General features: G+C 58.9%; 10 protein-coding genes. 4 read left to right on the top strand and 6 right to left on the bottom strand.

Going from position 1 to position 13,034, the window contains the following annotated elements:
* Positions 1-107 precede the first annotated feature (107 nt).
* The gene (locus AC24GY_RS16325; RefSeq protein ID WP_487685176.1) at positions 108-1,706 is read left to right on the top strand and encodes an arylsulfatase; all 1,599 of its coding nucleotides are present in this window, start codon (positions 108-110) and stop codon (positions 1,704-1,706) included.
* Between the two features lie 15 nt (positions 1,707-1,721).
* Here the strand turns inward: AC24GY_RS16325 and AC24GY_RS16320 are convergent, their stop codons facing one another.
* Complete coding sequence (locus tag AC24GY_RS16320; RefSeq protein WP_487685173.1) at positions 1,722-3,116, bottom strand: phenylacetate--CoA ligase family protein; 1,395 nt, start codon at positions 3,114-3,116, stop codon at positions 1,722-1,724.
* Between the two features lie 198 nt (positions 3,117-3,314).
* Here AC24GY_RS16320 and AC24GY_RS16315 point away from each other — a divergent pair, with 198 nt between their 5' ends.
* Positions 3,315-3,845, top strand: coding sequence for a GNAT family N-acyltransferase (locus tag AC24GY_RS16315; RefSeq protein ID WP_487685170.1), 531 nt, complete (start codon positions 3,315-3,317; stop codon positions 3,843-3,845).
* Positions 3,846-4,014: 169 nt separating this feature from the next.
* Here AC24GY_RS16315 and AC24GY_RS16310 read toward each other — a convergent pair whose 3' ends face one another.
* From AC24GY_RS16310 to AC24GY_RS16300, 3 genes are read right to left on the bottom strand one after another with little or no spacing between them, the layout of a single operon-like run.
* On the bottom strand, positions 4,015-4,560 hold the full coding sequence (locus tag AC24GY_RS16310) for a redoxin family protein (protein ID WP_487685167.1): 546 nt from the start codon (positions 4,558-4,560) through the stop codon (positions 4,015-4,017).
* Positions 4,561-4,564: 4 nt separating this feature from the next.
* The gene (gene fabD, locus AC24GY_RS16305; protein ID WP_487685164.1) at positions 4,565-5,488 is read right to left on the bottom strand and encodes an ACP S-malonyltransferase; all 924 of its coding nucleotides are present in this window, start codon (positions 5,486-5,488) and stop codon (positions 4,565-4,567) included.
* A gap of 48 nt (positions 5,489-5,536) precedes the next feature.
* Entirely contained in the window at positions 5,537-6,676 is a 1,140-nt protein-coding gene (locus AC24GY_RS16300) for a glycerate kinase (protein ID WP_487685161.1), read from the bottom strand.
* A gap of 344 nt (positions 6,677-7,020) precedes the next feature.
* Here AC24GY_RS16300 and AC24GY_RS16295 point away from each other — a divergent pair, with 344 nt between their 5' ends.
* Together AC24GY_RS16295 and AC24GY_RS16290 are read left to right on the top strand one after the other, a co-directional pair.
* Positions 7,021-8,376 (top strand): sensor histidine kinase, encoded by a 1,356-nt coding sequence (locus AC24GY_RS16295; protein WP_422320498.1) that lies wholly within the window; start codon positions 7,021-7,023, stop codon positions 8,374-8,376.
* A 5-nt stretch (positions 8,377-8,381) separates the two neighbouring features.
* On the top strand, positions 8,382-9,638 hold the full coding sequence (locus tag AC24GY_RS16290; protein WP_487685156.1) for a response regulator: 1,257 nt from the start codon (positions 8,382-8,384) through the stop codon (positions 9,636-9,638).
* Between the two features lie 62 nt (positions 9,639-9,700).
* On the opposite strand, the gene AC24GY_RS16285 is transcribed toward AC24GY_RS16290, so the two are convergent.
* Positions 9,701-11,137 (bottom strand): Gfo/Idh/MocA family protein, encoded by a 1,437-nt coding sequence (locus AC24GY_RS16285; protein ID WP_487685153.1) that lies wholly within the window; start codon positions 11,135-11,137, stop codon positions 9,701-9,703.
* Between the two features lie 82 nt (positions 11,138-11,219).
* Complete coding sequence (locus AC24GY_RS16280; protein WP_487685151.1) at positions 11,220-12,881, bottom strand: sulfatase; 1,662 nt, start codon at positions 12,879-12,881, stop codon at positions 11,220-11,222.
* Positions 12,882-13,034 lie beyond the last annotated feature (153 nt).

Raw genomic sequence — 13,034 nt, 5'->3', positions numbered from 1 at the left:
CCCCACAAATCCAAAGAGGCGCAGGCAACTGCGCCTCTTTTTTGTGATCATGTCTTACCGGCGGAAATAGGCGTAGAAAGAGGGGCGGGGGATCGTTTGGATGCAGAATGATTCGCCTGACCGTTTTCTTCCTGCTGTTCGTCTGCGCCACGCTTCATGCCGCGTCTGCAAAACCCAATTTTGTCATCATCCTCGCGGATGACCTGGGCTACTCGGACCTTGGCTGTTACGGCGGTGAGATCGCGACGCCGAATCTGGACAAACTGGCGGCGGGCGGGCTGCGGTTCACGCAGTTTTACAACACCGCACGGTGCTGGCCCACACGCAGTGTGCTCATGACGGGGCACTATGCACAGCAGATTGGCATGGACCCTCAGTATGGCAAATTCCCGGCATGGGTGCGCACACTGCCGCAGCGCCTCGCACCATTGGGGTATCGCAGCTATCACTCGGGCAAGTGGCATGTGGGAAACACTCCGCGCGTCGTGGCAGACGCAGGCTTTGACCACTCCTACCATGTGGCGAAGCAGGACAATCATTTCCATCCGCAAAGGCATGAGCTGGATGACAAGCCGCTGCCAGAGCCGGAAGGGCAGTGGTATTCAAGCATCGCGATTGCGGATCATGCGATCGACTTCCTCAAGGAGCACGCACAGCAGCATGCGGGCACGCCGTTCTTCAGCTACGTGGCCTTCACGGCACCGCACTTTCCGATTCAGGCTCTGCCGGAGGACATAGCGAAATACAAAGGCACCTACACACAAGGCTGGCCGAAGACACGGGCGGCACGCTTTGAACGACAGAAACAGTTGGGGCTTGTCTCAACCACTTTGTCTGATCCTGAGCCTCAGATCACCGCGCCAAGCGGCAAGGAGAGCGATCTGGAAATCCTCGGCCCCGGTGAGACTCGGCATGCAGTGCCGTGGGAGAGTCTGACCTCTGAGCAGCAGCAGTTCCAAGTCACGAAAGAGGCGATCCATGCGGCGATGATCGACCGACTGGATCAGGAAGTGGGCCGCGTGCTGGCCCAGTTGAAGGCGATGAATGCTTACGAAGACACGCTCATCCTGTTTCTCTCTGACAACGGCGCGAGCGCGGAGATCATGGTGCGCGGACTCGGACACGACAAAGCCGCCCCCATGGGCGCTGCCGCATCCTATCTCTGCCTCGGGCCCGGAGGGTCCACGGTTTCAAATACCCCCTTCCGTCGTCACAAGATCTGGGTGCATGAAGGCGGCATCAGCACGCCGTTCATTGCGCACTGGCCGCAGGGAATCAGTGCGAAGGGAGAGCTGCGCCAGACACCGGGCCATGTCATCGACATCGTGCCGACGCTGCTAGCTCTGGCTGGTGACACGGAGCCTGTGATACCGGAGAACGCGCCACCGTTTCCGGGACGCAGCTTGGTGCCTGCGTTTGCGAAGGATGAGACAATCAGCCGCGATTTTCTGTTCTGGCACCACTCCGGCAATCGCGCCTTGCGTGAAGGGAACTGGAAAATCGTCAGCGCAGCCGACAACGGCGATGTGTGGGAGCTTTACGAGCTAACGACAGATCGTGCAGAGTCCACCAACCTCGCTTCCAAGGATCCACAACGTGTGAAGGCAATGGCGGAACGCTGGGAAAAACTGGAGCAGGAATACGTCGCCCAAGCAGGGCCAAAACCGAAAGGCAAGGCCAAGAAGGGGAAGGGTGCGCAGGATTAGAAAGCCGGGCGCCGGCTATTCTTTGAGTGGAACGTTTTGCTCCACTTTGCCCGTTCGTGGATCAGGTTCCAGATGGTGAACTGGGATCGCCCTGGATTTGACATTGGCGCAGCCTCCTTCGACCAGGCATCTGCGAATGGAAGCTTCCAGTCGAGATTGGATTTCGTTCTTATCAGAACCTGGCTGGACGACGAAGAGGCACTCAATGGCGTCTGCGCTGGATTGACGAAACTGATAGGAGGTCACTTCGGGCTGATGCTCCAGAACGGTGAGAAATTTGGTCCCGACAAAAATCAATTTTTCAGGGGTCCTGAAAGTGTAAGTCATGGCGCTGCGCCCGCTCAGTTCCTGAATGACTCTGAAGGGCCAGCCTGCTGGTGGTGGCCCCAAACGAACTCTATCATCAAGACGGTAGCGCAGCAGCGGCAGTGCTGTATTGAACAGCGGGGTGACGAGAGCATGATCTGAAAGAACTCCTGGCGGAGACTCCTGCTCGTTTTGATCCACCGCTTCAAAGACTGCAAGGTCTTCAAAAACGACCAGCGAGTCCATGCCTGCCCACTGGCGGGCGATGCCAAGAGACTCGCCACACCCATAGCCATCGAGCGGCTCAATGTCCCAGGCCTGTTTGCACAATGAACGAATGCCAGGCGTCAGGCAGTCGCCTCCGGTGGAAATGGCACCGCCAGGAATGGGCAGCTCCAGTTTGAGAGTGCCATCAAGCTTGGCTTGTGCGAGGCGCCCTATCAGGGATGCATACCCGATGAGGATGGTGGGCTTCATCTCGTGCAGCCGATCAATGATCTCCTGCCATGGCGCGGTGACACTGATGGGTTGATAGTCACAGAACAAAGAACCAATCCATGGACGTGTTTGCAGCAGGGCTGCGGAAACGGATGGGGCCGCCGAGCAGACGAACGAGGCTGCCACGGGTCGCTTCCGGAACAGCGACGGCTTCGGTGTCGCAGACTTGGCTGCCGTGGGCGCACTGCGGATGGCATGGGCCGCGTGATTCCAGTCCACTGAGGTGATCTCATGCGGGATGGCCAGGGCAGCGCCGGAGGTGCCTGAGGTCATGCTCACCATCCAGCGATTGTTCAGCAGCTTGCCCCAGTTGTGAGGATCCTTGAGGTATCGCTCAAGCGCCTCCCGGTGAAGTTGTGGGTCTGGAACAATTTCGTCCCAGTTCTTGACCAAGGTTGCTTTGGTGAGCACGGGAATGTCTGTGAAGGCGCAGCGGTCAAGATCCAGACCAGCCAGCTGACGGCGGTAAAATGGACTGGTGGCAAAGGCCCGGTGGGCCAGCGCGCGCCAGCGTCGTTCCTGAAGCTGCATCAGCTCAACGCAGCTCAGGCTTTGAGCATGACGGATGGACTTGGAGGCACGGTAAAGATTGAACAGCCTTTTCATGGTTGTAAGATGCCGCAGCGATCATATCCTGCGATGGATGAAGCACGCTGTTCGGTACGCCTCTGTCGGCTGAATTGATGCGTGATTATCCTTCGGACAATTTTCTTCAAATCCCCCCCTAAAAAAAAATTGACTGCGGCTTCACCCAGCCGGGATGGGGTTGGAATACGATTTTAATAGAATCCTCAGCTTAACCCAATGGTCAGAGAAATTGAATTTAATGCCTATCGGAATACGATTGAATCATTCCGGCGGGCCTCCTATGGCGCGTCCATCACCCATGTTTTGGATGAGTTTGATGAGCAGGCTCATCATTTTGCTCTGTTTGACAGAAAGGACAACGTTCTGGGGGTCACACGAGTGCTGCGCAGTGACGAGGTCCAGCAGTTTGAAATGATGCATGAATCGCAGCTCAAGGATGTGGTGCTGCCTCCTGCAAAACTGAGCCTGGAACTTTCACGCGCTTGTACCGTGAAGGGGAGCGCGGGCATCCATCTTCTGAAGCTGTGCATGGGCATCAACGATTACGCGGTGAAAAATAAGGCCGAGTATCTGATCACGAAGACGGGCAAGCATCTGCTGCCCCTCTACCAGCATTTTGGTTTCACCACGTTTGGTCCGCCCTTCGTCTCGGATTTCTTCGAGGATAAGCGTCCGATTTATCCCATTATGTACCGCTGGACCGTCGTGCGAAAAGAAGAGCCGGAGGAAGATGTGCTGGTGTGGTGACCACGCCAGAGAAGCTTGAAGCAAGATTCATTGCAGTGTCTTTCGCTCACCCGAGGAGCGCGCTTGCCAAGTGCGTCGTGAAGGATTAGGCGCGGCAGGCCCGGCTTTTGACAAAGCACTCTCCGAAAGAGCGGTCGAAGGCAGGCGGACTCATCATGCCAGACATTCCTCACTTCATGCCGCCCATCTTGCAGCCCTGTGCCTCGTGTTGCGGAGAGGGAACAGGCTTCCCAGTGAGAACGGCATCGAGCGCATCCCTCAGATCTTTGGTGGTGGCGGCGCGCTGACGCTTGGTGGGGCCGAGGTAGAGGTCGTTAATGCGGCCTTTGTAAAGCGTCTCGCTCTTGGGTGAGAGCACGACAGCCTCCGGCGTGATCCTGGCGTGCACCTGCTTGGCAAGCGCCTGTTCCTTGTCGAGCAGCACGGTGGCCTTGACCTCGGAGAGGATGGCATGCTCCATCGCCACTTCATTCGTAATCTCTGGATCGGAATGCACGAGGTAGACCACAACCCGGTCGCTGTAATCGGCGGTGATCTGGTTGATCTCCTTCATGAACGACTTGGTGGTCGAGCAGAACGGCGAGACGAAGAAGAGCACGACCGCCTTCTTGTCACCCGCAGCGGCAGGATCGTAGCTCTTGCCGTCGGTGGCCGGGAGGTCGAGGGCGGAGGCGATGCTGGTGAGAAGCAGCATCGCACAAAGCAGGTGTTTCATGGTTTTATTGCAGTTGGGCCACCGCCGCATCCAGCGAAGCCGCATCCTTGATGCTGATGACCTTCACGGATTTGTCGATCTTGCCCATGAGCCCCCGCAGCGTTTCATCAGGCCCCAGTTCGATGAAGGTGGTGTGACCCGCGGCGATGAGGTGCTGCATGCTCTCCACCCAGCGGACGCTGCCGGTGACCTGGCTGGTGAGCGTAGCGCGAATTTCTTCGGGCGTGGAAACAGGGCGGGCTTCGAAATTGCAGACCACCGGAACCTTCGGGCTCTGAATGGATGCCGCAGCAAGAGCCACGGCGAGTTTGTCCTGAGCGGACTTCATCAGACGGCTGTGATAAGCTCCGGCGACGGGCAGGGGGATGGCGCGCTTGATGCCTTTGTCCTTGGATTTGGCAGCGGCATCGGCAATGCCTTCAGCGCTGCCGCTGAGCACGATCTGCCCTGGGGCGTTGAGATTGGCGACATCCACATCGCACTCCTTGGCGAGTTCGCGGATGGCGGACTCCTCACCACCGAGCAGGGCCAGCATGGCACCCTTGGTGTTTTCGCAGGCTTCTTCCATGAAGCTGCCACGTTGGAAGACGAGGTTGAGGCCGGTGGCAAAGTCGAAGGTGCCGGCAGCGGCGTGCGCAGTGAATTCACCGAGGGAGAGGCCTGCGGTGGCGGTGATGTTGAGCGCGGGCACCTTGCTCTTAAGCACTTCGAGGATAGCCAAGCCATGAGCGTAGAGGGCAGGCTGGCAGCGGGATGTCTTCGTCAGTTCCTCCATCGGGCCTTCAAACATGATGTTGGAAAGCGAGTAGCCGAGGGTGGCATCGGCCTGGTCAAAGAGGGCGCGGACGGTGGGATAGCTTTCGGCAAGATCTTTGCCCATGCCGACTTTTTGGGCGCCTTGACCGGCGAAGAGGAGGACTGCGTTCATTCTAGGATGCTGGATACGGGAGACTGGTTGTTAAATGAGGGGAGGGGATCACTGAGCACGGTCAGTGGGGCCGGTCAAGAGGTCGCGAATGGCCGGGCTCTGGGCGATAACCGCCTCCGTCAGGAGTTCGGGGCCCCGCTGCATGGCTTCGGCCAGGGGCATTTCCTTGGGTTTGATGGCGCAGAGCAGGTCGAAGCGGGTGCGAAGCTGGTCTTCGGCCTCGATGGCTCCAGCAAAGGCAGCGACGGGTTTGCCGAGCTCGCGGGCCATGTCGGCGACCCCCATGGGCCCTTTACCATGGAGCGTCTGGGCATCCAGCCGGCCTTCACCGGTGATGACGAGGTCGGCGGCGGCGATACGTTCGCGTAGATGAACAAGATCGGCGATCAAGTCGAAGCCGCTGGTGAGTTTGGCTCCGCAGAAAGTCATGAGGCCAAAGCCAAGGCCACCGGCAGCACCTGCACCGGGAACATCTCGGTGATCGACACCGAGATCTCGTTTCGCGATGTCAGCGAGGTGCAGCAGACGATTCTCAAAGAACTCGAAGTCCGTCACTCCCTTCTGCTTTCCGTAGACCCGCGTGCAGCCATGGGGGCCGAGCAGGGGATTGTTCACGTCACAGGCGACCAGGATCTCGGGAAACTCACCCTCTGGCGGCTCGATCCTGGCCAGCCGGTCCATGTTGGCGATGATGGGCTCCAATGCAGCCCCTGAACCATCCAGAAAGCGAAACCCCAGCGCTGCTGCCATGCCGACTCCGGCGTCATTCGTGGCACTGCCGCCGATTCCGATGACGACGCGCTGCACGCCACGTTCCATGGCATCCTGCAGCATCAAACCCGTGCCATGCGTGCTGGCCGTGACCGGATTCAGCGGAAGGTCACAGACCATGGCGAGGCCGGACGCAGCGCTCATTTCCATGATGGCTTCCAGCTGGTCTGCGGTGGGGACGAGACCATAGCGGGCGGTGACCGGCCGGTTTTGGGCGTCAAAAGTCGCGGTCTCACACCACTCGCCATTCAGTGCGGTCACCACCGCCTCAGCGGTGCCTTCCCCCCCGTCGGCTATCGGGCAGAGGTCGCAGACAGCCTCTGGCAAAGTCTGGTTCAGGGCCGAGGCGATGGCCTGAGCAGCCTCGGTGGCCGGGATGGAGCCTTTGAACTTGTCGATGGCGATGAGAATGCGCATGAGCCTCGTATGATGCCAAGCCCCGGCGGGCTGCCAAGCGATCAAGAAGAGAATGGCGCTGCATCTTCAAGCCGTCTCAGCGGTGCATGGTACGTGGGGAGGTTGCTCTGAATCCGCCACGCAGCAGGGCTCCTTGACCCGCTGACTTGTTGTGGTTGAGTCCATTCGGTCGCACCGTGCCTCTTGTCAGAGAATTGTAAAAAACCTTGAATTGGCCTTGATTTAACAACGTAATTATTATTAATTTTATAGTAATTATGTCAATCGCCGCCTTGGCAGAAATCAGCTCACCTCTGATCGCATCCAGCACAGACCGCCCCGTAAGGAAAGGTTTAGAAAAAATTGTGCCTCCACCCAACCGTTTCGAGAAGGAACAGATGGAGCTTAATCTGCGCAATGCGAGAATGGGGGCCTGGTTTGTGATGGTTCTCGTTCCCTTATGCAGCTTCCTCGACTGGATGGCCTATCCTGCTGATTACTGGCAGTTTCTGGTCCTGCGTCTGGCCTGTGCGGCCAGTTGCGTGCCTTTGCTGCTCGCGTTGAATGGATCACTCGGGCGGAAATACTGCCGTGCGTATCCGATCATCCTGCCACTGCTGCCAGCTTTGATGATCTGCTTCATGATCTACCTCAGCGGTGATCCCGGCTCGGGCTATTACGCGGGTCTTACGCTCTGCATCGTGGCCACGTCATTTGTCTTCCATTGGACGTTCCGTGAGATCGGCATCACGCTGGGCCTCGTCGTGCTGGCTTACTTTGCCGCCACCCTGCCCAATCTCAATTTCAGTGATTCTCATGCCCTGGGAATTTTCGTGAACAACACCGGCTTCATTCTTCTGAACTGTGTGGTCCTCTATTTCGGCAGCCGCCAGCATCACGCGATCCGTCTGCGGGAATTCGCCAACCGCTGCAAGGTGGAGGATCAGCGGGAAGAGCTGGCCGCACGCAATGAGGAGCTCACCGCAACACTGAAGCGCCTGCGCGAAACGGAAGCCCAGCTGGATCAAAGTGAAAAGCTGGCCTCCATCGGCCGGCTCAGCGCCGGGATCGTGCATGAGATCAACAACCCGCTGAACTACGTGAAGTCAGCGATTTATCTGCTCAAGAAAAAGGGCAAGGCGCTGCCGCCTGATATCGCCGAGACCTTCACCAGCATTGCCGAAGACATCGGTGAAGGCATTGATCGTGTGGCTGCCATCGTGTCGGATCTGCGCACCTTTGCGCACCCGGAAAATCGTGGTTCCAGACCGGTGAATCTGCAGGAAACTTCACGCAAGGCACTTCGCCTGCTGGCCAAGGAGATCGGTGACCGCGGAGTGACGCTGGTGGATGAGATCCCGGCGGACCTCATCGCGCAGGGAGACGAGAACTACCTCATTCAGATTTTGCTCAATCTGGTGCAAAACAGCCTGGATGCTCTGGCAGGCCGCCCCTCGCCCACCATCTGGCTCAAAGCCTGCGAGACCGCGAACGGTGTGGATTTCATCGTCAGGGACAACGGCCCGGGCATTCCCAAGGAAAACCTCTCAAAGATCTTTGATCCCTTCTTCACCACCAAGCAGGTGGGGCAGGGCATGGGCCTGGGCCTGAGCATCTGCTTCCGCATGATCCAGCAGATGGAAGGCGAAGTAAAAATCGACACTGCGGTGGGCAGCCACACGCAGTTCACCTTGAGCCTGAAAAAACCTGCGACTACCTGATACTGATGCCGAGCCCGCTGCTATCGCCATATCATATTCTCTACGTCGATGACGAGGAGAAGGCGTTGCATTACTTCAAGGAGATCTTTGGTGATGAGTACACGATCCACGTCGCCAACAACGCGATGGACGGCTACCGCATCCTGCAAAATTACGGCCCGCAGATCGGCCTGCTGCTCACGGATCAGCGCATGCCGGGGCCCAGCGGCATTGAGTTGATGGAGCATGCACGCAAGCTTAACCCCAACCTGGTGCGCATCCTCGTCACGGCCTACACGGACTATCAGGCGGCGGTGGACGCGGTGAACTCCGGGCGCTGCTTCCGCTATTTGCACAAGCCCTGGGATCCGGATGAACTGAGCGTGGTGATCAAGCACGGACTGGACTACTACCATGCGCTCATCGAGCGCGAGCGCCTGCTGGTGGAAAAGGCGGAAAGCGTGCGCAACATGCTCTCCGCAGACAAAGTTTCCGGCCTCGGCATTCTCGCGGAAGGTCTCAACCATCACCTGCGCAATGCGCTCACAGTCGTTCGCGCATTCATTGACCTGGCACCGATGAAACTGATGGAGGAGATCGGCGGCGCTCATCCGCGTGATCCCTCATTCTGGATCGATGTGCAGAATCAGGCGCAGTCGCAGCTCGAACGCATTCAGTCCATGCTGGCTCGTCTGGCCGAGGCCTCTCACTCCAAACGCCTGGAGCGCACGGATCAATGCCATCTCAGCAATGTCATCAACGAGATGCTCGACTTGTTTGCCGTGCAGATGAAGGAAAAGAACCTGAAAATCGAAGTCTCAATCGATCCAAGTCTGCCTCCAGTCCTGGTTCATGGTGCGCGCTTCCGCCAGATGTGGCGTTTGATTTTCATGGAGGAGCTCACGCACCTCAGCCCCGGCGACAGCATACACATCAGCGCGAAAGTTCGTCAGGATGCGAGAGGTCAGTCGCATCTGGTCATGTATGTGCGTGACACCGGTGTCTGGGAAGGCGGGGACAAGCCGGTGAATCTGTTTGATCCCTTCTACACCCGCAGCCGCAAGCCGGATGATTTTGGCGTGAACATGATGGCGTGCTACGTCACCATGCATCTGCATGGCGGCACTGCCGAGGCCCGCCATCTGGAACCGCGTGGCCTGGAGCTCGAATTCAGCCTGCCCGTCGAAACCAACCTGGAGCCCAAGAAGGAGGAAGATTTCTTCCGTACCCTGCTCAATCACGAGCAGCGCTGGAAGATGCGCGATGAGATGGTGGCGGCGTAAGGGGAGCCCCAAGGAGCGGCACTTGCCAAGTCCCGCTCCCTGCTAAACCAGCGAACTCGTGCTCACCCCAGCTTCCAGCCCTCACGAGGGACACGACTGAGGAAGCGATTCGCCGCCTCATTGTTCGTGATGCGCATGGCTTTGGAATCCCAGAGGATCTTGCCACCCGCGCGGTGAGCCACGTTGCCGAGGTGATTGGCCTCAGTGAGCGGACCGGCGTAGCTGAACGGGCTGCCGGTGGGCGTGCCATTGCGGATGGCGGCGAGGAACTCGGCGTGCTGTCCGGGCGAGTCGGCGATGAAGGGCTTGGGCGCCTGGAAGTCTTTGAACGTGGCTTCGGGGAGCAGGACATGCTTGCCGTAGTCGGAGAGCAGCATGCCTTTGTCGCCAATGAAGAGCACCCCGCTGCCCCACTTGCTGATGAAGGGATCGTTTTTCCACACGTCGGGTTTGTCCGCGCCCTGATGCCAGTGGATCTTGCACGCGGGCATGTCGCCACGCGGACCATATTCATACACGGCGTGCATGGAAGCCGGGGCGATCTCGGGATGCGGTGGTGGGCCAAAGGCTTCGATGCTCAGCGGGGCATCGAGTTTCAGCGCCCAGAAGGGGAGGTCGTTCCAATGGCTGCCGAGATCGGACATGGTGCCATTGCCGAAATCCCACCAGCGGTACCACTTGGGACCGGGGAAATAAACACTGTTGTAAGGACGCATCGGTGCGGGGCCGATCCACAGATCCCAGTCCAGATATGGCGGCGGTGTTTCACCCACAGTGGGGCGCTCCGTGACGTAAACGATGTCTCCGTTCTTCTTCGCGTCTTCCTCACTCTGCAGTCCCCAGGCCCGCGAGACACACACGTGGGCCTCGGTCACTTTGCCGATAGCGCCGCTTTGAATCAATTCGACCACGCGGCGGTAGTTTGGCATGCCGTGAATCTGCGTGCCCATCTGCGTGACGACTCCAGCTTTGGCCGCAGCCTCGGTAATGAAGCGTGCTTCCGCGACGTTGTGGGACAGCGGCTTCTCACAGTACACCGCCTTCTTCATCAGCAGTGCAGGCAGCGTGGCGTAGGCATGCGTGTGCTCGGTGGTGCTGATGATGACGGCGTCGATCTCGTCGGGTCTGATGGTGCTGTACAGTCTTCGGAAGTCGCTGAACTTCTGTGCTCGCGGAAACGCCACGCCTGCTCGATCAAGGTTCTCGCCATTCACATCGCAGATGGCGACGACGTTTTCACGAGGCTCGACGACTGGCGGTGGCGGAGGCGCGACCGCACCGGGCTTGGCATCCTTGCCACGCGGCGGCGTGTAGAGCGCGACGCCGGTGAGTTCCTTGATGTTGGACGCGCCGCGCCCGCCCACACCAATGAAGACGAGGTTCAGCTGCTCGTTCGGCGAACGTGAGCTGACAATGGCAGGAAATCCCAAAGCCGCAGCGGCGGTGGCGCTGCGGGTGAGGAACTGACGGCGGGACGAGACAGGTTGGCTGGCACTCATGGTTGTCTACTTACAACGCACGGTCACCGGCGGAGTTTCCGAGGAAACGTCAAGAAGCACAAAGTGCCCGCACTTCTCCAAATCACTGCGCTTTCTTCTTCCCCGCTCCGGGCTTCCTTGGCTCATTGATCGGCTTGTCGGGATCGTACTTCAGATTGTGTTCGGGAATCTGGGCACCGGTGTCTTTGAGCCATGCCATGAGTTTGTCGCGCAGTTGCAGGGCGCGCACGGAGTCAAACGGGGCGCGGTTGTCCACTTCGCCTGCGTCGAGTTTCAGGTTGTAGAATTCAACGTGGCTGTCCTCATGGAAGTAGATGAGCTTCCAGTCACCTTCGCGGATCGCGCTGTAAGGCGTGGCGCTGCCGGGATGGTAATGCGGGTAGTGCCAGTAGATGGCCTCGCGGGCGAGGGTGTCCGTGGCGCCGAGCAGCGGCAGCAGGGACTCGCCATCAACAACCTGATCCTTCGCGAGCGCAGTCTGCGTGGCGGCGAGCAAGGTGGGAACGTGGTCGTAGGTGATCACGGGCACGTCGCAGGTGCTGCCGGGTTTCACCAGTCCGGGCCAGGAGACAATGAGTGGGATGTGCACGCCGCCCTCATACGCGCTGCCTTTGCCAAGACGAGCGGGACTGTTGTCTGTGGGGCCGCGTGACCAGCCGTTTGCGTTGACGGTTCCGCTGAGGCCGCCGTTGTCACTGGTGAAGATGAAGATCGTGTTTTCGGCCAGCTTCAGTTCATTCAGTTTGGCTCGCAGCTTGCCCACGCTGTCGTCGATGCTCTCAACCAGCGCGGCGTACACAGGGTTGCTGTGACCACCGGCTGCCTTCTTGGCCTGATACTTCGCGATGACTTCCGGCTTGCCCATGATGGGTGTGTGGACGCCGTAATGCGGGAGATAGACGAAGAAGGGTTTCTCCTTGTTCTTGTCGATGAACTTCACGGCTTCATCGGTGAGGCGGTCGCTCAGGAATTCATCCTTGGGACCATCCGGCAGCGTGGCAATCTTGTAAGGCGAGAAGTAGCTGGGCGGTGAGCCGATATGCATGCCGCCGATGTTCACATCAAAGCCATGCTTGGTCGGATAAAACTCCTCCTCGCCGAGGTGCCATTTGCCGATGCTCGCCGTGGCGTAGCCCTTCGTCTTGAGACGCTCTGCGATGGTCTCCTCCTCCAGCGGCAATTTCATCGTCCAATTGGGGATGAGCAGACGTCCATTGCTCGGCACATGGCCGGCGATCCAGTCGGTGATGTGCAAGCGAGCAGGTGATTTGCCCGTCAGCATGGCCGCACGTGTGGGCGAGCACACGGTGCAGGCCGAATACGCTTGCGTGAAGCGCATGCCATCCTTCGCAAGCTGGTCAATGTGAGGCGTCTCGTAATACTTCGAGCCGTAGCATCCCAGATCCGTCCAGCCCATGTCATCAATGAGCATGACGATGATGTTCGGCGGCGGTCCCGCTGGCAGCGTCGGCACCACAGGCACCTTCACCGGCGGCGGCTGAATGGGGGGCAGGGGAGCAGGCGGGGGCGTTTCCGTGGCAGGGGCTGCGGCAGCGGGTGCTCCGGGTGTGGCCGGAGCAGGCGTGGCGGTTGGCGAGGGAGTTGCCGCTGCTGGAGGGGCTGGAGTCGCTGGTGCGGCCGGAGCAGCCGGAGTTTCTGGCACCGCAGGAGGTGGATTGACCGAGGGAGTTTGGGCAGTCAGAAGACCTGCCATGCAAAGGAAGGGTGCGAAAAAGCGGTGCATGAATTAACGGGCTGAGGAATGAATTGAGACGCTGTCTCATCTCCTGCTCCCTGACAAGAACTTATGTGGAACGGGAGCTGATTTCCGGGCGAAGATTAAGCGGATGGTATTTTGATCAAATGGAGCGGATGGCCTGTTGACCGTTTCACCCCA

This window comes from Prosthecobacter sp. Pr1 (assembly GCF_057652315.1).
Note: the sequence above shows the minus strand (reverse complement) of the source record. Positions and strands in the feature narration are given on the sequence as shown.